Source organism: Streptomyces shenzhenensis (assembly GCF_021462265.1).
GTDB classification, from domain to species: Bacteria; Actinomycetota; Actinomycetes; order Streptomycetales; family Streptomycetaceae; genus Streptomyces; species Streptomyces shenzhenensis.
The window spans coordinates 92,335-115,472 of record NZ_JAJONF010000004.1 but is presented as its reverse complement, the minus strand read 5'-3'; the positions used below and the strand labels follow the sequence as shown (position 1 = coordinate 115,472).

Annotated in this window: 22 protein-coding genes; 9 read left to right on the top strand and 13 right to left on the bottom strand. The window is 71.7% G+C overall.

All coding sequences use genetic code 11. From position 1 onward, the window contains the following. Positions 1–18: 18 nt before the first annotated feature. Positions 19–1,290, bottom strand: coding sequence for a putative T7SS-secreted protein (locus LQ326_RS07085; protein WP_372496768.1), 1,272 nt, complete (start codon positions 1,288–1,290; stop codon positions 19–21). Beyond that, positions 1,287–1,592: a WXG100 family type VII secretion target gene (locus LQ326_RS07080; RefSeq protein WP_234533839.1), complete on the bottom strand. Its 306-nt coding sequence runs from the start codon at positions 1,590–1,592 to the stop codon at positions 1,287–1,289. Before LQ326_RS07080 ends, LQ326_RS07085 begins: the two co-directional genes overlap by 4 nt. Before the next feature lie 238 nt (positions 1,593–1,830). Between LQ326_RS07080 and LQ326_RS07075 the strand changes: the two genes are divergently transcribed. Then, positions 1,831–2,364 (top strand): hypothetical protein, encoded by a 534-nt coding sequence (locus tag LQ326_RS07075; protein WP_234533837.1) that lies wholly within the window; start codon positions 1,831–1,833, stop codon positions 2,362–2,364. Positions 2,365–2,431: 67 nt separating this feature from the next. Here LQ326_RS07075 and LQ326_RS07070 read toward each other — a convergent pair whose 3' ends face one another. Further along, positions 2,432–2,734, bottom strand: a complete 303-nt coding sequence (locus tag LQ326_RS07070; protein WP_234533835.1) for a WXG100 family type VII secretion target — start codon at positions 2,732–2,734, stop codon at positions 2,432–2,434. A 240-nt stretch (positions 2,735–2,974) separates the two neighbouring features. Here LQ326_RS07070 and LQ326_RS07065 point away from each other — a divergent pair, with 240 nt between their 5' ends. Beyond that, positions 2,975–7,555 carry an FtsK/SpoIIIE domain-containing protein gene (locus LQ326_RS07065; protein ID WP_234533833.1) on the top strand — a complete coding sequence of 1,527 codons (4,581 nt, stop codon included), beginning with the start codon at positions 2,975–2,977 and terminating at the stop codon, positions 7,553–7,555. Between the two features lie 19 nt (positions 7,556–7,574). On the opposite strand, the gene LQ326_RS07060 is transcribed toward LQ326_RS07065, so the two are convergent. Further along, a complete protein-coding gene (locus LQ326_RS07060; RefSeq protein ID WP_234533831.1) occupies positions 7,575–9,371 on the bottom strand; it encodes a serine/threonine-protein kinase in 1,797 nt (598 codons plus the stop codon). Between the two features lie 42 nt (positions 9,372–9,413). Beyond that, positions 9,414–10,262, bottom strand: a complete 849-nt coding sequence (locus tag LQ326_RS07055; RefSeq protein WP_234533829.1) for a menaquinone biosynthetic enzyme MqnA/MqnD family protein — start codon at positions 10,260–10,262, stop codon at positions 9,414–9,416. A 324-nt stretch (positions 10,263–10,586) separates the two neighbouring features. Here LQ326_RS07055 and LQ326_RS07050 point away from each other — a divergent pair, with 324 nt between their 5' ends. After that, a complete protein-coding gene (locus LQ326_RS07050) occupies positions 10,587–10,790 on the top strand; it encodes a cold-shock protein (protein WP_003992177.1) in 204 nt (67 codons plus the stop codon). Between the two features lie 118 nt (positions 10,791–10,908). Here the strand turns inward: LQ326_RS07050 and LQ326_RS07045 are convergent, their stop codons facing one another. Beyond that, positions 10,909–11,481, bottom strand: a complete 573-nt coding sequence (locus LQ326_RS07045) for a helix-turn-helix domain-containing protein (protein ID WP_234533826.1) — start codon at positions 11,479–11,481, stop codon at positions 10,909–10,911. A gap of 72 nt (positions 11,482–11,553) precedes the next feature. Here LQ326_RS07045 and LQ326_RS07040 point away from each other — a divergent pair, with 72 nt between their 5' ends. The 3 genes from LQ326_RS07040 (at position 11,554) to LQ326_RS07030 (ending at position 13,479) form a co-directional block, all read left to right on the top strand. After that, positions 11,554–12,240, top strand: a complete 687-nt coding sequence (locus LQ326_RS07040; protein WP_234533825.1) for an AzlC family ABC transporter permease — start codon at positions 11,554–11,556, stop codon at positions 12,238–12,240. Then, positions 12,237–12,551, top strand: a complete 315-nt coding sequence (locus tag LQ326_RS07035) for an AzlD domain-containing protein (RefSeq protein WP_234533823.1) — start codon at positions 12,237–12,239, stop codon at positions 12,549–12,551. The genes LQ326_RS07040 and LQ326_RS07035 overlap by 4 nt, the downstream gene beginning before the upstream one ends. A 289-nt stretch (positions 12,552–12,840) precedes the next feature. After that, the gene (locus LQ326_RS07030; RefSeq protein WP_234533821.1) at positions 12,841–13,479 is read left to right on the top strand and encodes a class I SAM-dependent DNA methyltransferase; all 639 of its coding nucleotides are present in this window, start codon (positions 12,841–12,843) and stop codon (positions 13,477–13,479) included. Here LQ326_RS07030 and LQ326_RS07025 read toward each other — a convergent pair. Then, entirely contained in the window at positions 13,463–14,362 is a 900-nt protein-coding gene (locus tag LQ326_RS07025) for an NAD(P)H-binding protein (RefSeq protein ID WP_234533819.1), read from the bottom strand. The genes LQ326_RS07030 and LQ326_RS07025 overlap by 17 nt on opposite strands. Positions 14,363–14,457: 95 nt before the next feature. Between LQ326_RS07025 and LQ326_RS07020 the strand changes: the two genes are divergently transcribed. Then, positions 14,458–15,189, top strand: coding sequence for a TetR/AcrR family transcriptional regulator (locus LQ326_RS07020; protein ID WP_234533817.1), 732 nt, complete (start codon positions 14,458–14,460; stop codon positions 15,187–15,189). Positions 15,190–15,210: 21 nt separating this feature from the next. Here the strand turns inward: LQ326_RS07020 and LQ326_RS07015 are convergent, their stop codons facing one another. The 3 genes from LQ326_RS07015 to LQ326_RS07005 all read right to left on the bottom strand — a co-directional run bounded on the left by LQ326_RS07015 (position 15,211) and on the right by LQ326_RS07005 (position 18,791). Then, the gene (locus LQ326_RS07015; protein WP_234533815.1) at positions 15,211–16,419 is read right to left on the bottom strand and encodes a cytochrome P450; all 1,209 of its coding nucleotides are present in this window, start codon (positions 16,417–16,419) and stop codon (positions 15,211–15,213) included. Continuing rightward, complete coding sequence (locus LQ326_RS07010) at positions 16,416–16,778, bottom strand: hypothetical protein (RefSeq protein ID WP_234533813.1); 363 nt, start codon at positions 16,776–16,778, stop codon at positions 16,416–16,418. The genes LQ326_RS07015 and LQ326_RS07010 overlap by 4 nt, the downstream gene beginning before the upstream one ends. Positions 16,779–16,880: 102 nt before the next feature. Further along, positions 16,881–18,791 (bottom strand): AMP-dependent synthetase/ligase, encoded by a 1,911-nt coding sequence (locus LQ326_RS07005; protein WP_234534251.1) that lies wholly within the window; start codon positions 18,789–18,791, stop codon positions 16,881–16,883. Between the two features lie 382 nt (positions 18,792–19,173). On the opposite strand from LQ326_RS07005, the gene LQ326_RS07000 reads away from it, so the two are divergent. Both LQ326_RS07000 and LQ326_RS06995 read left to right on the top strand, forming a co-directional pair. Then, positions 19,174–20,478: a 3-oxoacyl-ACP reductase gene (locus LQ326_RS07000; protein WP_234533811.1), complete on the top strand. Its 1,305-nt coding sequence runs from the start codon at positions 19,174–19,176 to the stop codon at positions 20,476–20,478. Between the two features lie 128 nt (positions 20,479–20,606). Beyond that, a complete protein-coding gene (locus LQ326_RS06995) occupies positions 20,607–21,443 on the top strand; it encodes a MaoC family dehydratase (RefSeq protein WP_234533809.1) in 837 nt (278 codons plus the stop codon). Between the two features lie 58 nt (positions 21,444–21,501). Here LQ326_RS06995 and LQ326_RS06990 read toward each other — a convergent pair whose 3' ends face one another. From LQ326_RS06990 to LQ326_RS06980, 3 genes are all read right to left on the bottom strand, one after another. Then, positions 21,502–22,176 (bottom strand): TetR/AcrR family transcriptional regulator, encoded by a 675-nt coding sequence (locus LQ326_RS06990; RefSeq protein ID WP_234533807.1) that lies wholly within the window; start codon positions 22,174–22,176, stop codon positions 21,502–21,504. Positions 22,177–22,215: 39 nt separating this feature from the next. After that, the gene (locus LQ326_RS06985; protein ID WP_234533805.1) at positions 22,216–22,527 is read right to left on the bottom strand and encodes a DUF4229 domain-containing protein; all 312 of its coding nucleotides are present in this window, start codon (positions 22,525–22,527) and stop codon (positions 22,216–22,218) included. Between the two features lie 80 nt (positions 22,528–22,607). Next, on the bottom strand, positions 22,608–23,132 hold the full coding sequence (locus LQ326_RS06980) for a GNAT family N-acetyltransferase (RefSeq protein ID WP_234533803.1): 525 nt from the start codon (positions 23,130–23,132) through the stop codon (positions 22,608–22,610). Positions 23,133–23,138: the final 6 nt, after the last annotated feature.

Genomic DNA, 23,138 nt, shown 5'->3' with positions numbered 1-23,138 from the left:
GCTGTCACAGCGCTGCGGCTAGGCGGCCAGAGCCGCGTGGAACGGCTTCGGCGAGGGCTGTGGCGACGGTGAGGGGGTCGGTGTGGACTTGGCGGGCTCCGGCTCCTGGTAGCCGGTGGTCCCGCCGTTGTCACCACTGAACATCCGGTGCAGCGCGCTCGCGAGGCCGTTGCCCTTGATGATCCCGGTGATCTGCTTTCCCCCGATGGGCGCGAACCTCTCCGGCAGACCCGCGATGTTGAGGCGCTGTCCGATCTTGAGCCCCTGGGAGAGGACCTTGTTCGTCAGGCTCACGCTCATACCGTTGAGGAAGTTGTGACCGATTCCGTCAAGCCCGCGAAGGCCGGCCTCGCCCCAGGTACCGACCTTGCCGAAAGCCTTGAGCTTGGCCAGTCCCTTGAGCTTGCTCACGGCCTTGAATCCCTTGAGGGCGCCGAGCCCGGGCAGGACCCCGAGAAAGTCCGTCCCCAACTTCAACCAGTTGACCTTCGCTCCGCGCACCGACATGTCGTAGGCATGTCCGGCCAGGGCCGCCGCGCTGGACAGCACCGCGAGGGTGGCGAAAATGGGGACCAAGAACTGCAACGGGGGAATGAATGCGCAGACGACCGCCAGAACGGAGAGGATCGCGGATATGTTGGAGAACATGTCCGCCCAGTCGGCGAGCCAGTTCATGAATCCACCGGGGTCGCGCACCGCGTCGTGGTGGACCACGTCCTTGATATGGCGGGCGGCGCGGTCTCCCGCCTCGTCGAAGATGTCCCGGGCGTCCTTGACCTCCTTGCGCGCCTGCCCGATTCGGTGCAGCGCCTCGTCGCGCTTCTTCTCCCAGCGCTCGTACTCGGGCTTGTCCGCCTCGGGTATCTCGCTGACGAGGTACTTGTCCGTGAACTTCTTCACCTCCCGGTCGGCCAGGTCGTGGTCGGACTTGGCCTCACGGTAGTCCGCCAAGGCCTTGTCGGCCTTCTTCTGAGCCCGGTGCAACTCTCCGGCGAATTCTCTCGATTCACCTTCGGCCACCTTGGTGCCCACAGCCTTGGAGGCCTCGTCGTACCGCTCGAACGCCTTTTTGAGCCGGTCTCCCGCACCGTCGGCGATCTCGTTGAAAGCGCGGCCGGCCTCGCTGTCCCAGCCCTCGACCGAGGACAGCGCCTTGATGACGCGGGCCTGCTCGTCGATCATGTCCGCCATCTGCCGCAACTTCCGTCCCAGGGCGGCGACATCGTCAGGATCGCCCGGAGTGGGATCCCCGTCCCACAGCGGCGGCCAATCACTGGAGCGCCTGCTCACTTCTTGCCTCTCCCCGTGTTCTCGGCAATTGCCTTGGCCAACTCGTGGTCGATCTCTTCGTACTTCTGGGCCGCCGCTCCGGTGTAGTCGGCCAGCTTCTTCAGTTCCTTCGACAGGGTCTTGCGCGTCTTCTTCCAAGTGGTACTGAACTCGTCGAACGCATCCTTCAGGCCACCGTGCCCCAGTTCGTCCTCATAGCCGTCCGCAGGGTTCCCGTGCTGATCAAACTCATTGTGGAGCTTGCCCAGCTTGCGTGAGCACCCTTTGATCATGTCGAGGTCGTATCTGATTCTGTCCGCCATTGTAAAAATCCCCCATCATGGACGTGAGACACTGCCGCGAGACTTCCTTCGGCAAACGACTTGGAAGGTGGGACGGGTTTTGTCCACAAGCACCGACCGCACCATACGGGACCGACTCGGCGTCACACCCGAGGCAGCAGCATGGTGCACGATCGGCAAGATTCCCGAGCCACCCGCCGAGGTTCAACGGGCAGCCGGGGCGAGGCCTTTGCGCCCCGCCCCGATGAGGCCGCTCGGCATGCTCGGTGTCGCTCTGGGGACGCCCCTGCTGTGGATCGGGAAGTTGCTCAGTCTCCTCGGCGCGGCCGAGGAAGCCATCAAACGCATGCTGTCGACCACCGGAGAGCAAGAACGTCACCGCGCTGCGCAGCTCGACAGGAAGCGGCGGGACGAGGCCGTCATCCAACTCGGCCTGGACAAGACCTTCGACGGCGACTGGAACGGAGCGGCGGGCCGCCTCCTCCTGCAGTGGTACAGCCATTCCTCCCACCACCAACGCCTGGTCGCGCTTGCCGGGAACCGTGTTCTGCTGGCCGCTCCGCCCAAGCGCGTCTCCGTCCGACGGGACGCCCTCATGCAGGTCGTCGCCGAGATTCCGGCCGGGGACGCCGTCCTCGCTGACCCACTCCCCGAGTTCGAGAACGACAGGCTGCTCCTGCGGTTCCAGGACGGCTCATGGCTCACGCTGACGACCGAGGAGTGGCGCAGCGAGCTGCACACCTACCTGGCGCGCCAACAGCGGCCGGGTACGGCCAGGGCCGCCGAGGCCTGACAACCGGGTGCGACGGAGCACTGCACGCGCTCCGTCGCACCCGATCGTTCAATGACCTCGGACTTTACTAACCCTTGGCCTGCTTCGCCAGCTGCTCGTCCAGCTGCTCGTACGCTTCCTTGGCCTTCTTCAGGAAGTCCGAGAGGCCGTGCAGGCCCTGGATCGTCTTCGTCGCTCCCTTGGTGAAGTCCTTCATGGAGTCGTCGTACGCTCCCGAAGCCTTCTGGGTGGTGAAGCCGTTCTCCACCAGGGCGCTGACCCGCTTCTCCACGTTCTTGATCTTGTCCTCAAGGTCGTGCATGTCCTTGATCAGGTCGCCCGCGACCTTCTCCATCTCGTGATATGTGAGATCCGTGTCTTTGCCGGCCATGACGGCTTCCTCCCGTTGATGTGGCCGCAGGGCCTTCCCCCGTGGCACCGTTGCGCGGATCCTTGGCCATGGCATGGCCGTCCGCACGAGCAAAGATCCTACGGGGGTGACGCGTGCGACCGCACGGTCCTTCTGCGGCGGAATCGTGAACCGTACACGGCCCGTTGCACCCGGGAAAGGGCGGGCGGCTAAGGTCACTTCCACTGTGTCGGGTGTTCTCGGTGGGTGGGGGGACGGAACGTGCGCCTGAGTCTGACCGTCGTGGATCCGGTCGGCGGTGCCAGCGCCGACGTGGTGCTCGACGCGGATCCCGAGTCGACCGTCGGCGACGTCGCCAGGGAGCTGGCACGGCAGGTCGGTCTGGCGTATTCGGACGGCGGCGCGGGCGGCGGCGCCCAGGTCATCCCCATCGGCGCGCACCGTCAACAGGCCCCCGCCGCCTCGTTCTCCGGGCCGCACGCCTACGTCGACGGGTACGCCCTCGACCCGGCCGCCACCGTCGTCGGCTCGCCCCTGCGGGACGGTGTCGTCGTCAGCCTCCACGACCCCGCCGGGTGCCTGCTCGGCGAACCCACCGGTGTCGTGGAGTTCCGGGTCGCCGGCGGGCCCGCCGCCGGCGCCGTGCACCGGCTCGGCGTCGGACGGTACGACATCGGCACCGGCCCCGCCTCCCACCTCCGCGTCGAGGACCCGGAGCTGCCCGCCCGCGCGGCCACCCTCACCATCGCCATCGACGGCACCTGCAAAGTCGAGGTGCACACCGAAGGGGCCCAGCTGGACGGGGAGGAGGCGCCAGGCAACGGCGAGTGGCCCCTGAACTCCCAACTCGCCCTCGGCAACACCCTCCTCGAAATCACCGGGTACTCCCCGCCCAACGCCGCCCTCAAGTGGTCCGACGACGGCGTGGGGCTCGACTACAACCGGCCCCCGCGGCTGCGCCCCGCCGACCGGCAGACGCACTTCTCGCTGCCCAACCCGCCCGGTGACTACGAGGCCCGGCCGCTGCCCTGGCTGATGGCGCTGCTGCCGCTCGTCGGCGCCGTCGTCTCCGTGATGATGTTCGGGCGCTGGTACTACCTGATCATGGCGCTGATGAGCCCGCTCATGCTCTTCGGCAACTACTTCATGGACAAGAAGCACGGGCGCAAGTCCCACGCCAAGCAGCTCAAGGAGTACAAGGAGCACAAGGCGCGGATCGAGGGGGAGGCACAGGAGGCGCTGGTCGCGGAGAGATCCGAGCGGCGGGCGGCGGTGCCGGATCCCGCCGCGGTGCTGACGTACGGCACGGGGCCGCGGACCCGGCTGTGGGAGCGGCGGCGCACCGACGCCGACCATCTGCTGATCCGCTTCGGCACCGGGCGCGTGCCCTCCGAGGTGGAACTCGACGACCCCGAGCAGGACGAGCACAAGCGCAAGGTCCGCTGGTACATCGAGGACGCCCCGGTGGGGCTTTCGCTGCGCGACCTCGGGGTGATCGGCGTTGCCGGGCCCGGGGACTCGGCGCATGCGCTGGGGCGGTGGGCCGTCGCCCAGACCGCCGTCCTGCACAGCCCCATGGACGTGCAGTTCTACGTCCTCACCGACAACGACGCCGGTGCCCGCTGGGACTGGGTGCGCTGGCTGCCGCACGCCCGCCCGAGCGGCGGCCAGGACGTGAACGTCCTGATCGGCACCGACTCCGAGACCGTCGGCGCCCGGGTCGGCGAGCTCACCCAGCTCCTCGACGGCCGGCAGAAGGCCCTGCAGCAGGGCGGCCGCGGCAAGCTCGACGGGCCCGCCTTCTCCGACCCGGACATCGTGGTGGTGTGGGACGGGTCGCGGCGGCTGCGGTCCATGCCGGGTGTCGTACGGCTGCTGAAGGAAGGGCCGGGGGTCGCCATTCGCTCCATCTGCCTCGACGCGGAGGAGCGCTTCCTTCCCGGGGAGTGCCAGGGCGTCGTGGTCGCGGAGCCGCGAGCCGGCCGGGAGGGGGCGGCGCAGGCAACGCCCGTGGCCCAGCAGGCGGTCGGCGGCTTCCCGTCCTTCCAGGCCTGGCATCCCCAGCAGGACGGTGGCGAGGAACAGGCCCCGCAGGACCTGGAGTTGCGGCTGCGCGTCGAGCAGAGCGGGGCGCTGCGCAAGCGTGACGTACGGCCCGACTTCGTCTCCGCCGCCTGGTGCGGGCGCCTCGCCCGCTCGCTCGCCCCGCTCCGGGACATCAGCGGCGAGAGCGAGGACTCCGCCCTGCCCGCCGCCAGCCGGCTGCTGGACGTGCTCCAGCTGGAGCCGCCCACGCGGGACGCGATCGCCGCGCGCTGGCGGATGGGCGGGCAGTCGACGATGGCGGTCATCGGGGAGTCGTACGACGGGCCGTTCGGCATCGACCTGCGACGGGACGGGCCGCACGGGCTCATCGCCGGTACCACCGGTTCCGGCAAGTCCGAGCTGCTCCAGACCATCGTGGCCGCGCTGGCCGTCGCCAACACCCCCGAGAACATGACCTTCGTCCTCGTCGACTACAAGGGCGGCTCGGCGTTCAAGGACTGCGTGAAGCTGCCGCACACGGTGGGCATGGTCACCGACCTCGACGCCCACCTCGTGGAGCGGGCGCTGGAGTCGCTGGGCGCGGAGCTGAAGCGGCGCGAGCACATCCTCGCCGCCGCCGACGCCAAGGACATCGAGGACTATCAGGACCTCGTCAGAAGGGACCCCTCCCGCCCCCCGGTGCCCCGGCTGCTCATCGTCATCGACGAGTTCGCGTCCATGGTGCGCGACCTGCCCGACTTCGTCACGGGCCTCGTCAACATCGCCCAGCGAGGGCGGTCCCTCGGTATCCACCTGCTCCTCGCCACCCAGCGGCCCTCCGGTGTGGTGTCGCCCGAGATCCGCGCCAACACCAACCTCCGGATCGCGCTGCGCGTGACCGACGCCGGTGAGTCGACCGACGTCATCGACGCGCCCGACGCCGGGCACATCGCGAAGAGCACGCCGGGACGGGCGTACGTCCGGCTCGGGCACGCCTCGCTGGTCCCCTTCCAGTCGGGCCGGGTCGGAGGACGGCGGCCGGGGGCCGCGGATCCGGCCACGCTCGCGCCCTGGGCCGGGGCGCTGTCCTGGCAGGACCTCGGGCGGGCCGCGCTGCGCAAGCCGAAGTCCGAGACCAAGGAGGACGACGAGATCACCGACCTGAAGGTGCTGGTGGACGCCGTCCGCGAGGCCAACACCGCCCTGCGGATCCCGGCCCAGCACTCGCCGTGGCTGCCCGCCCTCGACGACACGCTGCTGCTCGACGACGTGCCGGCCGTCCAGGCGCAGGGCACGCTGCCCGCCGCCCCGTACGGTGTCGAGGACCTGCCCGCCGACCAGGCCCGGCGCGCGGTCGCCGTCGACTTCGCGACCTTCGGGCACCTCATCGTCGCGGGTGCCCCGCGCACCGGCCGGTCCCAGGTGCTGCGCACCATCGCCGGTTCGCTGGCCCGCACCAACTCCTGTGCGGACGTGCACCTGTACGGCATCGACTGCGGCAACGGCGCGCTCAACGCGCTGACCCGGCTGCCGCACTGCGGTGCCGTCGTGAGCCGTAACCAGACCGAGCGGGTGGAACGGCTGATGGCCCGCCTCTCCGGCGAGCTGAGCCGTCGTCAGGAACTGCTCGCGGACCGCGGCTTCGCGGACATCGGGGAGCAGCGGGCGGCCGTGCCGGAGGCGGAGCGGCTGCCGCACATCGTGCTGCTCCTGGACCGCTGGGAGGGCTGGCTGCCCACCCTCGGCGAGCTGAACCACGGTGACCTCACCGACCAGATCATGGCGATGATGCGGGAGGGCGCGAGCGTCGGCATCCATCTGGTGCTCACCGGTGACCGGCAGATCCTGGCCGGCCGGATCTCCTCCCTCACCGAGGACAAGTACGGTCTGCGGCTCGCCGACCGCGCCGACTTCTCGATGCTGGACATCAACTCCCGCAAGGTGCCCGAGGAGATCCCGCCCGGTCGCGCCTTCCGCGGCGAGACGGCCGCCGAGACGCAGTTCGCGCTGCTCTCCGCGGACACCACCGGTCAGGGGCAGGCCGCGGCGATCGGCGCGATCGGCGAGGCGGCCGAAGCCCGGGACGCCGGGGTGGAGCGCTCCCGGCGGCCGTTCCGGGTGGACGTGCTGCCCAGCCGGATCTCCTTCGAGGAGGCCTGGGCGATGCGGGACCCGGCCGCGGCGGCCTCCCCGTTGTGGGCCCTCGTCGGTGTCGGCGGCGACGAACTCACCGCCTACGGGCCGGACCTGGCGCAGGGCGTGCCCGCCTTCGTGATCGGCGGGCCCGCCAAGTCCGGCCGCTCCACGGCCCTGTTGGGCTTCGCCCGCTCCTACCTCGCCAGTGGCGTGCGGATCGTCGTCGCGGCGCCCCGGCAGTCGCCGCTGCGCGAACTCGACGGCCGGGAAGGCGTGCTGAAGGTCTTCACCGGGCGGGACGTGGACGAGGACGAGCTGACGGAGGTGCTCGCGTCGGCGTCCCCGGCCGAGCCGGTCGTCGTGCTGGTCGACGACGCCGAGGTGCTGGACGACTGTGACGCCGAGGACGTCTTCAAGCGGATCGTGGAACGCGGCACCGAGGAGGGGCTCGCCGTCGTCATCGCCGGTGACGAGGACGAGATCTGCGACGGTTTCTCCGGCTGGCAGGTGGACGCCAAGAAGGCGCGCCGGGGCATCCTGCTCTCCCCGCAGGAGTCCGGCTCCGGTGAGCTGATCGGCATCCGGACCACCCGGGCCATGGTGGGCGGGCCGGTCCAGCCCGGCAAGGGCATGCTGCACCTGGGCAGCGGGGAGCACGTCACGGTGACGACCCCGCAGTAGCGGCCGCCTGCCGGAAGGGCTACCCCGCCCTCGTCATCACCGCCACCGGATTCCCCTCCGCCGAGCTGTCCGAGGTGTAGACGAGCTCGCCGTCGCTCGGGGTCAGGTAGACCGTGTTGGTGCCGGGGTCGCAGCCGTCGTGGTTGCCCTCGGCGCCGGTCGAGGAGGCGACCAGCTTCGTGGCCGTCACCGACCTCAGGATCAGGACGTCCGTGCAGACCCCGCCCAACTGGTCGGTCTGCCGCAGGCGGCCCAGCTCCTGGCCGACGGCGGCCTGTTCGACGGTGACCCGGAAGGTGCCGACGGGCAGGTTGCCGGACAGGGCGGTCGCCGAGCCCTGCCAGGTGCCGAGGTAGGCGGCCGGGATCTTCCCGCCGCCGGGAGTCGTGGCCACCGAGGGCGACTTGACGGCGGAGCCCGCGTCACTGCTCGGCCCGCCGCCGGTCCCGAGGAACGGCTTCACCAGGAACCCCACCCCGACGGTGACCACCGCCAGCGCGCCGGCCACCGCGAGCGCGACCGTACAGCTCACCCGGCGCCCGCGCCCGCCCTCCCCCGGTACGGCGGTCGCGGCGACGCTCACGGACACCTTCCCGGGCGACACCGGCACGGCATCCCGCGGCTCCGGCACGGCCACGGGCGACGCCGGCACGGCATCACGCGGCACCGGCACGGCCACGGGCGGCACCGTCGGCGGCGGCCCGAACTCCCCGACCACGGCAGGGGTGCTGAACCCCACCGGCCCGGACGCCGGCACCGACGCGGGACCCGCCGCCGATCCGGACGCAGGAGCCGAGACCGCCGCGGGCGCCGGACCCGACGCCGGACCGGCAGCCGACCCGGACACCAAGTCCGACACCGGCCCGGACGCCAGACCCGACGCCGACCCGGCCGCCGGACCCGACGCCGGTACCGCCTCCGCCGCCTCCAGGTTCAGCACCTTCACAGCGCTCCGGCTCACCCGCTCCACCAGCGCCCCCGGCAGCCACCCGCCCGCCACCAGTCGCGCCGCCCCCTGCGGCGCCAGCCGCCGGGCCACCTCCGCCGGGCCGGGCCGCCGCCCCCGCTCCTTCACGAGGCACGCCTCGGCGACCTCCCGCAACTCACCGCTCAGCGAGCCGAGTTCGGGCTCCTCGTGGACGACCTTGTAGAGCAGGGCGGCCGAGGAGTCACCAGGGAACGGCGGCTGTCCGTTCGCCGCGTACGCCAGCACCGCGCCGAGGGAGAAGACGTCCGCCGCGCCGGTGACCCCCTTGCCCAGGATCTGCTCGGGCGACATGTATCCCGGCGACCCGATCGAGACTCCCGACGACGTCAGCGAGGCGGTGCCGTCCGTGGCCCGGGCGATGCCGAAGTCGATGAGGAGCGGCCCGTCGAGGGTCAGCAGCACGTTCGACGGCTTCACGTCCCGGTGCACCAGCCCCAGTTCGTGCACCGCCGCCAGCGCCTCGGCCAGCCCCGCGCCCAGCGCCCGTACCGTGTGCGCGGGCAGCGGGCCGCCGTCGGCCACGGCCGCCGTCAGGGAGGGACCGGCGGCGTAGGCGGTGGCGACCCAGGGCACGGGCGCGTCCGGGTCGGCGTCGAGGACGGGTGCCGTCCAGGCACCGCCGACCCGCCGGGCGGCCGCCACCTCGCGGCGGAATCGGGTACGGAACTCCTCGTCCAGGGCGAGGTGCGGGTGCACGATCTTCACGGCGACGGTCCGGCCGCCTGCCGAACGCCCCAGATAGACGCGGCCCATGCCGCCGGAGCCGAGCCGGCCGAGCAGCCGGTACGGCCCGACGGCCGCAGGTTCGTCGCCCGCGAGCGGCTGCATGCGCCCACCCCCCAGTCAGTCCGGGCAGCAGCCTATTGCCTGTCAGGCCTCCAGCAGGTCGACCTTCACATCCGCCGCGAACCCGGTCGTCGGGCCGACCCGGCGGGCGAACTCCGCCACCGCCGCCAGCTGCGGCGCGCCGAAGCTGAAGTCGAGGGTGGTGAAGTACTGGGCGAGGGTCGCCTCGTCGAAGGCCTCCCAGCGGGCGGCCTGCTCGGCGACCTTGGCGACCTCCTCCAGGGAGAGGTTCCGGGACTCGAGGAAGGCGCTGTGCACGTCGCGGGTGATGCGCGGTTCGCGCTCCAGGTAGTCCCGGCGCGCCGCCCAGACGGCGAAGACGAACGGCAGGCCCGTCCACTCCTTCCACAGCGAGCCGAGGTCGTGGACCTCAAGGCCGTAGCGCGGGCCGTCGAGCAGGTTGGCGCGCAGGGCCGCGTCGCCGATCAGCACCGCCGCCTCCGCCTCCTGCATCATCAGGCTGAGGTCGGGCGGGCAGGTGTAGTAGTCGGGCTGGACGCCATAGCGGTCGGCGAGCAGCAGCTGGGCGAGGCGGACCGAGGTGCGCGAGGTGGAGCCGAGGGCGACCCGGCGGCCGTCCAGCTGGTCCAGCGGCACCTGCGAGACGATCACGCAGGACATCACCGGGCCGTCGCAGCCGACGGCGATGTCCGGGAAGGCGACCAGGTCGCCGGCGTTGCGCAGGAACTCGACGAGGGTGATGGGCCCGATGTCGAGGTCGCCGCGCACCAGCTGCTCGCTGAGCTTCTCAGGCGTGTCCTTGGTCAGCTCGAAGTCGAGGAGGGTGCCGGTTCTCGCGAGCCCCCAGTAAAGGGGGAGGCAGTTCAGGAACTGGATGTGTCCGACGCGCGGCCGGGTGCGAGAATTGTCCACATCGCGAGACTAGACCCCATGGGGTACCGTGCTGAGACCGCCCCCGCCCTCCGTGCCCTGGCGTCTCGTCCGCCCGCCGGGTCAACCCACCCGCGAGCCGATTCAAACGTTCGGGTGACGTGATCTTGCCCTCTGTTGCTTTCCGCTGCCCACATGCTAGGCTCGCCGCAAGTTGCAGTTTGGTTTCCTTGCAGTACAGAGCCTGCGGAGCATGTAACCGCAGGCTCTCGTCGTTTTCAGACGAATGCAGTTGTGCGGCACTTAGTTTGTTTTCACACTTGCAGATTCTGGAGCAGGGCGACCCTTTGAGCCCAAGGAGGGCTTATGGCTACCGGAACCGTGAAGTGGTTCAACGCCGAAAAGGGCTTTGGTTTCATCGCCCAGGAAGGCGGCGGCCCCGACGTCTTCGTTCACTACTCCGCGATCAACGCCAGCGGGTTCCGCTCCCTGGAGGAGAACCAGCAGGTGAGCTTCGACGTCACGCAGGGCCCGAAGGGTCCGCAGGCGGAGAACGTCACCCCCGTCTGATCCCAGACAAACCAAGTCTGATCGCAAACTGAGTGCAGTACCCAAGGAGCCCCGCGCCGTCAGGCGACGGGGCTCCTGCCTTTTCCGCCCGGCCCCTCCGCTCCCGTTCACGACGTGCTCACACGTGCTGCATCACCAGCACGAATGTGGTGCCGGGCACCAGCGCCTCGTACACATGCGGAACATCTCCGCGATAGGTCAGATAATCCCCCGGGTTCAATTCGACGGTTTCTCCGCGTGGCCCCGCCTTCACCCGCCCGCCGCATACGACGAGGTGCTCGACCGTTCCCGGAATGTGCGGCTCCGATTCCCGTGGCACCCCGGGCTCAATCCGCAGGTGGTAGATGTCCCGGCGGGCGCCGGGCGGGCAGGCCGACAGCAGGGTGGCGGCGAAGTCGGCCCGCTCCGACGCGACCGTGGGCCCCTCCCCCGCCCGGATCACCCGGACGGCGGACACCGGCGGCTCGACCAGCGCGCTGAACGGCACACCCAGCGCCACCCCCAGCGACCACAGCGTCTCCACGCTCGGGTTCCCGGCGCCCGCCTCCAGCTGGGACAGCGTGGACTTCGCGACGCCGGCCCGTTTGGCCAGCTCGGACAGGGAGAGCCCGACCCGGGCGCGCTCCCGCTTCAGCGCCCCGGCGATCCACTCCATCGGAAGCCGGTCGGGCCGTTCGGGTGTCTCGGACATCTGGTTCGTTCGCTCCATCGGTACGACCGTTCATCTTGACGAACGCCACTCTACTCGTTCACGCTGAAGAACATGCGTTCGCCAAACCGAACAAACCAGTACCGGAGGACGACCTCCCTGGTCCGGGACAGTTCACTCGTCTGGCTGGCCGGCGGGATCGTCGGCGTCTCCTTCGGCGCGGTCAGCGTGGCCGGCGGCCTGCCGGTGTGGGTGCCGGTCCTGATGTCCCTCGTCGTCTACGCGGGCTCGGCCCAGTTCAGCGCGGTCGGTGTGCTGCTCGCCGGCGGCGGCCCGCTGGCGGCGGCGGCCACCGGCCTGCTGCTCAACACCCGCACGGCGGCCTTCGGCCTGGCCGTCGCCGACCTCCTCGGCCCCGGCCGGGCCACCCGGCTGCTCGGCGCCCACCTGGTCACCGACGAGACGGTCGCCTTCGCCCTGGCCCAGCCCGACCAGTCCCGCCGCCGTGCCGCGTTCTGGATCTCGGGGCTCGGCCTGTTCGCCGTGTGGAACGCGGGGGTGCTGGCCGGCGCCCTCGCCGGCACCGCCCTCGGCGACACCGGCCGCTACGGCCTGGACGCGGCGTTCCCCGCGGTGCTCGCCGCCTTGGTGCTGCCCGCGCTCCGCTCGGACCGGGGTGTACGGCGCGCGGCCCTGCTCGGCGCGGCGATCGCGCTCACGGTGACCCCCGCCGTGCCCGCCGGGCTCCCGGTCCTGCTCGCCCTCGCCGCCCTCGTCACCCTGCCGGCGGTGCGGCGATGAACGCGACGGGCGTCATGATCCTCGCCCTCGCCCTCGGCACGTACGCCTTCCGCCTGGTGGGCCCGGCGCTGCACGGCCGGGTGGAGATCCCGGCGCGGGTCCAGGAGCTGGCGTCGGCAGGCGCGGTGGTGCTCCTGGTGGCCCTGCTGGCCACCGGCGCTCTCACCGAGAACGGCGGTTTCGCGGGCTGGGCCCGCCCGGCCGGGGTGCTGACGGCCGTCGTACTCGCCTGGTTCCGTGCCCCGTTCGCGGTCGTGGTCCTGGCGGCCGCGACGGCGACGGCACTGCTGCGGGCGGCCGGAGTCGGCTGAGCGCCGCGCCGGACGTGCCGCGGCGTACCGGACGCCGGCTTCCGCCGCGCGGCCGGTCGCGCCCCGTGGCGGCTGCCGCATACCGGATACGCCCCCCCGTCCTTAAGATGCGCCGCCGAGCCGCGGCGGGCTTGGCCCGGCCCGCTCGGCGGGCCGTTGAACAGGCTCCGCCGGCCGGACGGAACAGTGGGAAGACAGCCCGGCAGGGCGCCAGTCGGTGCCGGAGTCACGACCGCCGAAACCTGCCTACCCGTATCAATGTCAGTACCGCCCGCTAGGGTCCGCGAGCATGACCGCCGACTTCCTCACCGCCACCCGTACCTTCTACGACGCGATCGCCGACGACTACGCCGACCACTTCCGCGAGGACGTCGCCAACCGGCCCCTGGACCGGGCCCTGTTGGCCACCTACGCCGAACTCGTCGGCCCCGGCGGCACGGTGGCCGACCTCGGCTGCGGCCCCGGCCGTGTCACGGGCCGCCTGGCCGGGCTGGGGCTGTCCGTCTTCGGACTCGACCTGTCCACGTCGATGCTCGCCGTCGCCCGCCGCGAGAACCCCGGCCTGCGCTTCGTCCAGGGCTCGATGCTGGACCTGGCCGTGGCGGACGGCGCCTTGGACGGAGTGGTGTGCTGGTACTCGTCCATCCACACCCCGGACGACCATCTGCCGTCGCTGTTCGGGCAGTTCCGCAGGGTGCTGCGCCCCGGCGGCCGGCTGCTCCTCGCCTTCCAGGTGGGCGACGCGGCCCGCCGGTTCGAGGACCCCTGGGGGCATCCGGTGGCGCTGGACTTCGAGCGGCGGCGGCCGGAGCAGATGACGAGGCTGCTGACGGAGGCCGGGTTCCGGCTCCACTCCACCACGGTGCGGGCAGCGGACACGGAGCTGGGGGAGACGAGCCCGCAGGCGTATCTCATCGCGACCTCCTGACCGGCTGCCCGCCGGACGGCCCTGGGGCCAGCCGCTCGCGCAACAGTGCGCGCACGGGCACGGGCTGACGGCCCAGCAGCCGGGACAGGGTGGGGTCGGTGGTCGCGAACTCGCGCTCGCGGGCCGCGGTGAAGATGCTCAGGAGGTGGTCGGCCGTCTCGGCGGGGACGCCGCCGGCCACCAGGTGCGCGCGGAACGTGTCGTCCGGTGCGGTGGTCCGGGTGATCGTACGGCCGGTGAGCTCGCTCGCGAGGGCCGCGAGGTCGGCGAAGGTGAGCGCCTCGGTCCCGGTGAGCGGGGGCGTCGGCCCCTCGAAGCGGTGGCTCTCGTCCGCGAGGATCACCGCCGCCGCCTCCGCCAGGTCGGCGTGGGCCGTCCAGCAGACCGGGCCGTCGGCGGGCAGGGCCACCTCGCCCGAGGCCAGGCCCGGGGCGAGGAAGTCGAGGCCGCTGGAGGCGTGGAAGCCGTTGCGGAGTGAGGTCCAGGGCACGCCCGAGGCGGCGAGGGCCTCCTCCGTGGCCGCGTGGTCGCGGCAGGCCTGGAAGCGGGAGGTGGGGCTCGCGCCCATCTGGGCGGTGTACACGATGCGGCGGGCGCCGGCCGCGACGGCCGCGTCGACGGCGGTGCGGTGCTGCCGTACGGTCTCCTCGCCCATCCGGTCGACGGAGACGATCAGTATCCGGGTGGCCCCCTCGAACGCGTGTGCCAGGCCGGCCGGTTCGGTGAAGCTGCCCCGGCGTACCCGCACTCCACGGTCGGCGAGGGCCCGCGCTTTTTCCGGCTCACGGACGCTGACGCCGACGCGGTCCGCCGGGACGCGGGTCAGCAGGCTCTCCACGATCCGGCTTCCGAGCTGTCCGGTGGCTCCGGTCACGACGATCACTGTGTCCTCCAGCGGTCAAAGTCAGTATCAATGGAAACGCGTACACGGTAACACTGATACTAACGCTGGAATCAAGTGCGCGATATCGTTGATACATGCCATCGGGACCACGTGACACGACCGCCGCCCCGGCCTCCTCCGCCGCCTCCGCCGACACCCGGCAGCGCGTCATCGACGCCGCCATCGGGCTGCTGGAGCGGGAGGGACGGGACGCCGTCACCACCCGGGCGGTCGCGGTCGCCGCGGGGCTGCAGCCCCCGGCCATCTACCGGCTGTTCGGGGACAAGGAAGGGCTGCTGGAGGCCGTGGCGGAGTACGGGTTCGCCACGTTCCTGGCGAGCAAGCGGGTCGTTCCGGATCCCGAGGACCCGATCCAGGACCTGCGGGACAGCTGGGACCTGGCCGTGCGGTTCGGCCTGGAGAACCCGGCGCTCTACGCGCTGATGTACGGCGACACCTCGCGCAGCGACTCGGCCGCCTTCCAGACCGGGCTCGGGATCCTGCGGGGCCGGGTCCGGCGGCTGGCCGCCGGGGGCCTGCTGCGGGTCGGCGAGACTCTCGCGGCCAACGTCATCCACGCCACGGCCCGCGGCGCGGTTCTCACCTGGCTCTCCATGCCGGGCGCCGACCGCGACCCGGCCCTGCTGACCACCCTCCGCGAGGCGATGGTCACCGCCGTCACCACCGAGAAGCCGGCCGTACAGACCCCGGGCCCGGCCGGGTCGGCCCGGGCGCTGCGCGCCGCCCTCCCCGACCAGACGGTCCTCAGCGCCGCGGAGCAGCGCCTGCTGCGCGAGTGGCTGGACCGTCTGGCCGACGAGAGCTGAGGCGGGCGGGAGCCCCGGGGCCTACCAGGCGACCGGCAGCTCCAGCGGGAAGCGGCGGATGGTCTTGGTGTCCCAGCGGACCTCCTCCGGGCGCACCGCGAGGCGGAGCGACGGGAAGCGGTCCAGGAGGCGGCCCACGGCGACCTCCAGTTCGGCCATCGCCAACGGCACCGCGATGCACCGGTGGCCGCCCCAGCCGAACGTCATGTGGGGGGTGTCGGGACGGCCGGGCACGATCTCGTGGGGGTCCGGAAAGCGGGCCGGGTCACGGTTGGCCGTCAGGTACGACACGTGGACGAAGTCGCCGCGCCGGATGAGCACCCCGTCCATCTCGACGTCCTCCAGCGCCACCCGGGGAATGCCCACCCCCTTGCGGAAGGGGATGTACCGGAGCAGTTCGTGCAGGAAGTCCGTCAGCTTCTCGCGGTGCTCCCGGGCGTACTCGGCCAGTTCCGGCCGGGTCAGCAGCAGATACATGATGTCGCTGATCTGGCAGGTCGCCGTGTCCTGTCCGCTGAGTGTGAACGTCAGGGCGAGGACGGCCAGTTCCCTGTCGTCGAGCTGGTCCGCGCCGTCCCGTGCCTCGGCGAGCGCGCTGATGATGTCCGTACCGGGGCTGTCCCGGCGTTCGGCGACGAGCTTCATGAAGTAGGCCGTCAGGTCCTCCTTCGCCGCGCGGGCGACGTCCCGGTTGCCCGCGCCGACCACCAGCAGGCGGTGGACGCCCTCCTGCATCCGCGGCCACTCGGCGCGATCGATGCCGAGCAGGTCCAGGATCGTGTGCTGGGGAAGGGGGTCGGACAGGTGGTGGACCAGGTCGGCCGGCGAGCCCGCGGACTCCATCTCGTCCATCAGCCGGTCCGCGAGGAGGGTGATCCGCTCCCGCATCCGGTCCACGTGACGCGGTGTGAAGGCCTGGGTGGCCAGATGCCGGATCCGGCTGCTGTACGGCGGGTCCATCACGTTGATGGACTCGGGGGAGATGATCGGCTCCGCCGTGAGGCGCGGATAGTCGTGCCGGATGATCGCGGCCCGGCTGAAGCGGTGGTCCGTGGTCACCTTCTGCACCGACTCGAATCCGGTGACCAGCCAGGCGTCCGGCTCGCCGTACGGCAGCCGGATCCTGGCGAGGGACTCGCGCTCCATGAGATCGGCGAGCACGGGGTCGAAGTCGAGGGCCTCGCTGAACGCGAAGGGGCAGGTGACCGTCTGGTCGCGGTGCGTCGTCATCGGCCGGTCACCCCCGCCGTCGGGACCGCGGCGGTGACGTGCCCGGCGTCGCCCGTCGGCAGATGGGGGCCGCCCTCGCACCGCACGAAGGACACGAGGTCCCGGCGGAGCAGGCCGGCGCGGTACATGCACCGCTTCGTTTCACCCGGCCGGCCCGGGGTCCTGGTGGCCTCGGTCCGGTCGGCGAGCTCGGTCGTCACGGGGTTGATCAGGGCGCGGGTGCGTTCCCGGCGGAGCGGCGCGCGGACGGCCGGGGCCGCCGCGCCCACGAGTACGGGGGCCGCGGCACCCGCGGCGGGCAGGCCGCGCCGGGTGGCGGGTGGTCGGGCGAGGATGATCCGCTGTCGGTTGTCAGCCATGGTGTACCTCCATCCGCGATGGAAGCACGGGGGATATCCGGGAGCCGTGATTCCGCCCGCCAGTGAAGCCAGGTGGCCTAACCACAGCCGACGTCGTGTGACCTACCTCGGGTAAAGGCTCTCGATCTCCGCCGCGAAGTCCTTCATGATCGCCTCCCGGCGCAGCTTCATGGAGGGGGTCAGGTGCCCGGCCTCCTCGGTGAAGTCGACGGGGAGCATCTCGAAGCGGCGGACGGACTCGGGGCGGGAGACCAGTTTGTTGGCCTCGTCGATCGCGCGCTGCAGAACGGCCCGCAACTCGACGTCGTCCATCAGGAGTTCCGGCGGTACCGGGTGCTTGCCGTTCATCTGGCGCCAGTGGGTGAGGCCGTCCCGGTCGAGGGTGATCAGGGCGCTGACGTAGGGCAGCCCGTCGCCGACCAGCATCACCTGGGAGATGAGGGGGTGCGAGCGCAGCCAGTTCTCCAGCGGGGCGGGGGCGACGGACTTGCCGCCGGCCGTGATGAGCATCTCCTTCTTGCGGCCGGTGATGGTCAGGTAGCCCTCGTCGTCCAGTTCGCCGAGGTCGCCGGTGGCCAGCCAGCCGTCCCGGGTCGCCGGCACGACCCCGCCGGCCTGCGGGTCCCAGTAGCCGCGCAGGACGTGGTCACCGGCGATGAGGATCTCGCCGTCGGCGGCTATCCGGACCTTGGTGCCCGGCATCGGCCAGCCCACGGTGCCGAGGCGGGGCTTGAGGGGCGGGGTGCAGGTGCTGGCCGCCGTGGTCTCGGTCAGGCCGTAGCCCTCGTAGATCTGGATGCCGGCCCCGGCGTAGAACGCGGCGAGGCGGCGGCCGAGCGGGGAGCCGCCGCAGATGATGTGGCGGACGCGGCCGCCCATGGCGGTGCGGATACGGCGGTAGACCAGCGGGTCGTAGAAGCCGCGGGCCGTCTTCAGGGCGCGGCCGGGCCCGCTGCCGGTGCCGGTCTGTTTCGCCTCCAGCGCCTCGCCGTAGCGCCGCGCGACCCCGGTGGCCCGGTCGAAGACCGAGACCCGGCCGCCCGCCTCCGCCTTGGCGCGGGCGGTGTTGAAGACCTTCTCCAGCATGTAGGGGATGGTGAGCAGGCAGGTCGGTTTGAAGGCGCTGAGGTCCGGGAGCAGGTCCTCGGCCCTGAGGCTGGGGGCATGGCCGAGGCGCACCCGGGCGCGGACGCAGGCGATCGCCACCATGCGGCCGAAGACGTGGGACATGGGCAGGAAGAGGAGGATGGAGACCTCTTCGTTGTTGCGCGCCTTGAAGACCGGGTGGAGGAGTTCGATCGCGTTGTCGACCTCGGCGAAGAAGTTGCCGTGCGAGAGGGCGCAGCCCTTGGGGCGGCCGGTGGTGCCCGAGGTGTAGATGAGGGTGGCGAGGGTGTCGGGGCCCAGCATGCCCCGCCGTACGGCCACCTCGGCGTCCGGCACCTGCGCACCGGCCTCCGTGAGCCGGTCCACGTGCCCCTTCTCCACCACCCACAGGTGCTTGAGGTCGGGCAGTCGGTCGAGTTCGGGGCCGAGCGCGGCGGCCTGCGCGGAGCTCTCCGTGACCAGGGCGACGGCACCCGAGTCGTGCATGATCCAGCGGGTCTGGAAGACCGAGGAGGTCGGGTAGATCGGCACGGTCACCAGGCCGGCCGCCCAGGCGCCGAAGTCGAGGAGCGTCCACTCGTACGTCGTCCGGCTCATGATCGCGATCCGGTCGCCCGGCATCAGCCCCTCCGCGATCAGGCCCTTGGCCACCGCCAGCACCTGCTCGGCGAACTGCCCGGCCGTCACATGCTCCCAACGTCCGTCGTCCATCGCGGACTTGCGGCTGAGCACCACGGCGCCCGGCTCCGCCTCCGCGTTCTCGAACGGCAGGTCGGCCAGCGACCCGTGCCGCACCGGCGGCGCGAACGGCGGTACGTACGCCTCCCGCACCACCCCGTCCAGCCGCTGCACGAGGGGCTCGACCAGGATCGGGTTCCCGTCGTAGTCCGTGGCCTGGATCGCCACGCCGGGAGCGACGGAGTCGGTGTGCGGATGAGAGAACTGAGAGGGCTGAGAGAACTCAGAGAAGGTGGACACGGGGCGGCTCCTCGGGCGCGCAGCGGTGAACTGCTTGCTGCATGACGTACGTGCCTCGCGCACCGAGGCGTTCACCGGCACCGGCCCTCGGAAAGGGGTTACCGGTGGTTCAGGCTGGAGATCGTACGGGGCCGCTGTGGCGGGCCTGTGGGTATTCGGGGGTTGTCCGGGGACGGGCCTGTGCAATCCCGGAGGTTACGTGAGGGTCCTTCACGTTCACCCCGTTTCCCGGTACTTGACAGCTGTGACATAGGCTTACCTACGGTAACCTTACTCCAGAGTCAGGAATCGGGCGACATCGGGGACAGACATGACGGACCGCTATCTGAGCTTCGCCGGCACCGCACCCGGCCGGTTCCTCACCCGCCGGCTCGGGCTGCCGCAGCCGGCCCGGCTGGTACGGCCCGGGCAGGCCCCGTCCCCGGCCGGTGCGGTGCTGCACCTCACCGCCGGCAAGTCCGTCCTCGACCTGGCACCGGTCCTTGCCCGCACCGGGCTCACACCGGACGAGTCGGGCACCCCGGCCGCCGTCGTCCTCGACGCCACCGGGGTACGGGACGTCGGCACGCTGGCCGAGGTGCACGCGGCCCTCCACCCCGTCGTACGGTCCGTCGCGGCGAGCGGCCGGGTGGTGGTGCTGGGCTCGCCGCTGGACCCCGCCGACCATCACCAGTGCGCCGCGCAACAGGCGCTGGAGGGGTTCACCCGGTCCCTGGGCAAGGAGATCGGGCGCGGCAGGACCGTCAACCTGGTCCGGCTCGCCGGACCCGCGGCGGCCGCCGAGTCCACGCTCCGCTTCCTCCTCTCCCCCCGGTCGGCGTACGTCAGCGGGCAGGTCATCGAGGTCGGGGCGGGCGACTTCACCGTCCCGGGCGACTGGGAACAACCCCTCGCGGGGCGCACCGCGCTGGTCACCGGGGCCGCACGCGGGATCGGGGCCGCCGTCGCCGGGACGCTGGCGCGGGCCGGGGCGCGGGTCGTCGTCCTCGACGTCCCGGCCGCGGCGGCCGACGCGCGTGCGGTGGCACAGCGGCTGGACGGAAGCGCGCTCACGCTCGACATCACCGACGCGGACGCGGGAGCGCGGATCGCCGACGCGCTGCCGCAGGGGCTGGACGTCCTCGTCCACAACGCGGGGATCACCCGTGACCGGCGGCTGGTCAACATGCCTGCGGAGCGGTGGAGTTCGGTGCTGGAGGTGAACCTCGGCAGTGTGCTGCGCACGACGGACGCGCTGCTGGAGCGGGGCGCTCTGAACCCCGGCGGGCGGATCGTGGGCACCGCGTCCATCGCCGGGCTCGCCGGGAACGCGGGACAGACGAACTACGGGGCGAGCAAGGCGGGGATCGCCGGGCTGGTGCGGAGCCTCGCGCCGCGCGCGCTCGCGGAATTCGGGGTGACCGTGAACGCGGTGGCGCCCGGGTTCATCGAGACACGGATGACGGCCGCCGTGCCGTTTCTCATCCGGGAGGCGGGCCGGCGGATGAACTCGCTGGCGCAGGGCGGGGTGCCGGGGGATGTGGCGGAGACGGTGGGGTGGTTGGCGGAGCCGGGGTCGGGAGCGGTGAACGGCCAGGTGGTGCGGGTCTGCGGGCAGAGTCTTCTGGGGGCGTGACGGTGGTACGGCGGGGTGCGGGTGCCCGGGGGCTGCTCGCGCCCGCGTGGCGGCAGCCGCACATCGGACCGCGCCCCGCGCCCCCGCAAGCAGGGAACTTCCGTCACCGGCGGTGAAAGGCAACCTCTGTGATCATCCTTGACCGGGCCCCTTCTCTGGGCCCCCTGCTCGCACTCGGCGCGCTGCGGTCGCCCCTCAAGAAGCCGAACGCCGATGCCTCGTTCCCCCGCACCCGGCTCCTCCTGCGCCTCCGTCCCGACCTTGAAAGGCTCGCCGCCTACGAACGTGTCTGCGGGTTCGGCACCGGGGACGACGGGCTGCCGATCACGTACCCGCACGTGCTCGGGTTCCCGCTGGCCATGCGCCTCATGAGTGCGCGGGAGTTTCCGTTGCCGTTGCTCGGGCTGGTGCACACCTCGATCGAGATCGAGCGGTATGCCGAACTTCCCGGGGACGGGACGTACGACGTGTCCGTGCACGTCGAGAAGCTGAGTCCGCACCGGCGGGGCACCGAGGCCACCGTCGTGACCGGGGTGCGGGCCGGTGAGGACGTCGTGTGGGAGTCACGGAGCACGTATCTGGCGCGGCATCGGACGGGGCACTTCGGCGAGACGGGCCGGACCGAGCCGGCGACCCTGCTGCCCGTCGTCGAGGAGTGGCGGATCGCCGGGGATGTCGGCCGCCGCTACGGGGCCGCCTCCGGAGACCGCAACCCGATCCATCTGCATCCGCTCACCGCCCGCCTCTTCGGCTTCCCCCGGGCCATCGCGCACGGCATGTGGACGGTGGCCCGGTGTCTCGCCGCCCACGGGGTGCCGACGGCGGCCGAGGTGCGGGCCGAGTTCCGGGCGCCGGTGCTGCTGCCGGGAACGGTCGGATACGGCGCCGAGAACGGCCGATTCCAGTTGCGCAGCGGAGACCGGGTGCAGGTGGAGGGCAGTGTGCGCCCGCGCGTTACCCGTTGAGCCGCCAACGCCGTAAAGAACCTGCGCCGCCGGGGCGCCGGGTGCCGGACCGGGCCGGTCACGGCGGGGACCACGGCCGGCCCTCCATCAGGTTGCCCAGGCCGGCCCAGGCGAAGTTCATCAGGGTCGCCGCCGCCTGCCGGGCCGTCACGCCCGGCGTGGCGTTGGCCCAGGCCGCGAGGGACTCGGCGGCGCCCACCAGGGCCTCGGCGAGGCCGGCGACCTCGCCCTCGCCCAGGTCGGGGTCGATGGGGGTCCCCCCGCGCGAGCAGGTTCGAGAGTGGGGGAGCGCCGAGCGGGCGGCGGCGACGATGAGCTGGGTCACGAACGCGACGATCTCCTCGCGCATTGCCGCGACCTCGGCGGCGAACCCTTCGCCGTGCGTGCGGGCCTGGAGGTGCAGCACCGACCAGCCGTCCGGGTGTTCGGCGGTGTACGTGAAGAACGCCCGCAGCCCGTCCCACAGTTGCCGGTCGGCCGGCAGTTCGCGGTCGACGCCGGTGCGGACCGCCTCGGTCAGCGCACCGGCCTCACGGCGGATGCAGGCCGTGAACAGGTCTTCCTTCGAGTTGAGATACAGATACACCAACGGCTTGGAGACACCGGCCAGTTCGGCGATCTCGTCCATCGACGCGGCCATGTAGCCGCGCTGGCCGAAGGTCCGCACGGCGGCGTCCAGCATCTGCTGCTCACGTACCGCGCGCGGCATCCGCTTGGTCTTGACGGTCCCCATGGGGCAAAGCGTAGTTGGGACCGGAGGCGAGGGAGTCGCTCAGGAAGAGGTCCGGGCCTGCTCCGGGGCTTCCGCCAGCTGGTCGACCGCCTCGTCCTCCTGGCTGCGGTTGGCCTCGATGTTGGCCTTCATCCGCTCGACCCGCTGTGAGACCTGCACCGAGGCACGGTCCCGCTCCTTGCGCAGCACGACGAAGCTGATCGGCGCCGACAGGACGAGGGAGAGCAGCAGGACCCACAGCAAGTTGGAGTCGCCGAAGCCACGGGGGAACGCCCCGGCGTAGACGAGGCCCCAGACGACGAGAAGGCAGCCCGCGAAGATACCGAGGCGCATCAGCGTGTAGCGGAGCATCTCAATCCAGTCTTCCGATGACGAAAAGGGGCACCGTCCAGTGAAGCACGCTGTGGGGCCGATCTTGCACCGGGGTCCGGTCAGGTGAGCGGGAGCAGCATGGTGATGTCGTCACGGTCGTCGCCGGGTGCGACGCGGACCGCGGCGGGGACCCGGCCGACCTCCTTGTATCCGCAGGAGCCGTAGAAGTCCTCCAGGCCGAGACCGCCGCGGCAGCCGAGCCGTATGGCGTCGATGCCCTCGAAGCCGCGGGCGGCGTCGGCGGCGGCCGCGAGCAGGTCGCGGCCGTGTCCCCGCCCCTGGTGCCTCGGGTGCACCATCACCGTGTACAGCCACACCCAGTGCTTCATCAGCCGGTGCGTGTTGAAGGAGAAGAAGGCGGTGGCGGCGACCTCGCCGGTCTCGTCGTGCCCGACGAGGAGGCGGTGCCGGCCCTCGGCCATCGCGACGAGGTGCCTCACCAGCTCCGGCCGGATCTCCTCGGAGGTCACGGGGGCGACGAAACCGACGGCACCGCCGGCGTTGGTCACGTCCGTCCACAGGTCGAGGACGCCGTCACGCAGGGCGGGGGTGACGGCGGGGTCGAGGGTGAAGGTAAGGGGCATGGCCGC

Coding starts and splice junctions, on each gene's coding strand:
- LQ326_RS07040 (WP_234533825.1), top strand. CDS start 11,554: ATGCGTTCGCCAAACCGAACAAACCAGTACCGGAGGACGACCTCCCTG.
- LQ326_RS07030 (WP_234533821.1), top strand. CDS start 12,841: ATGACCGCCGACTTCCTCACCGCCACCCGTACCTTCTACGACGCGATC.
- LQ326_RS06980 (WP_234533803.1), bottom strand. CDS start 23,132: ATGCCCCTTACCTTCACCCTCGACCCCGCCGTCACCCCCGCCCTGCGT.
- LQ326_RS07060 (WP_234533831.1), bottom strand. CDS start 9,371: ATGCAGCCGCTCGCGGGCGACGAACCTGCGGCCGTCGGGCCGTACCGG.
- LQ326_RS06990 (WP_234533807.1), bottom strand. CDS start 22,176: ATGGGGACCGTCAAGACCAAGCGGATGCCGCGCGCGGTACGTGAGCAG.
- LQ326_RS07050 (WP_003992177.1), top strand. CDS start 10,587: ATGGCTACCGGAACCGTGAAGTGGTTCAACGCCGAAAAGGGCTTTGGT.
- LQ326_RS07070 (WP_234533835.1), bottom strand. CDS start 2,734: ATGGCCGGCAAAGACACGGATCTCACATATCACGAGATGGAGAAGGTC.
- LQ326_RS07045 (WP_234533826.1), bottom strand. CDS start 11,481: ATGTCCGAGACACCCGAACGGCCCGACCGGCTTCCGATGGAGTGGATC.
- LQ326_RS07015 (WP_234533815.1), bottom strand. CDS start 16,419: ATGACGACGCACCGCGACCAGACGGTCACCTGCCCCTTCGCGTTCAGC.
- LQ326_RS07035 (WP_234533823.1), top strand. CDS start 12,237: ATGAACGCGACGGGCGTCATGATCCTCGCCCTCGCCCTCGGCACGTAC.
- LQ326_RS07080 (WP_234533839.1), bottom strand. CDS start 1,592: ATGGCGGACAGAATCAGATACGACCTCGACATGATCAAAGGGTGCTCA.
- LQ326_RS07020 (WP_234533817.1), top strand. CDS start 14,458: ATGCCATCGGGACCACGTGACACGACCGCCGCCCCGGCCTCCTCCGCC.
- LQ326_RS07075 (WP_234533837.1), top strand. CDS start 1,831: ATGCTCGGTGTCGCTCTGGGGACGCCCCTGCTGTGGATCGGGAAGTTG.
- LQ326_RS07000 (WP_234533811.1), top strand. CDS start 19,174: ATGACGGACCGCTATCTGAGCTTCGCCGGCACCGCACCCGGCCGGTTC.
- LQ326_RS07010 (WP_234533813.1), bottom strand. CDS start 16,778: ATGGCTGACAACCGACAGCGGATCATCCTCGCCCGACCACCCGCCACC.
- LQ326_RS06985 (WP_234533805.1), bottom strand. CDS start 22,527: ATGCTCCGCTACACGCTGATGCGCCTCGGTATCTTCGCGGGCTGCCTT.